The 230-nt window shown below is 50.4% G+C and carries 1 protein-coding gene; it reads right to left on the bottom strand.

Features of this window, described 5'->3' with window-relative positions; translation table 11 throughout:
* On the bottom strand, positions 1-230 hold a 230-nt coding region (locus tag lacNas_RS11655; protein WP_244661468.1), incomplete at both ends, for a thiamine pyrophosphate-dependent enzyme.

Consider the following 230-nt stretch of genomic DNA (forward strand, 5'->3'; position numbering starts at 1 on the left):
GCTTCTGCGTGGTAGTACTTCACGAATTCTGGGTCGTCCAGGGTGTTCAGTTCAGTTGAGTAAGCCATGTGCTTGGTGTACTTAACGTCGATGAAGGCTGGGCCGTCCATCTTCTTCCATTCTTCTACAGCTGCTTGGAATTCAGCCTTGTCGTGAACAGTGAAGGCCTTCATGTTCATGCCTTCTGCAACCTTTGCCCAGTCATTGTCTGGCAGGATAACGCCTGACAG

This window comes from Lactobacillus nasalidis, from assembly GCF_016587775.1.
Lineage (GTDB): Bacteria > Bacillota > Bacilli > Lactobacillales > Lactobacillaceae > Lactobacillus > Lactobacillus nasalidis.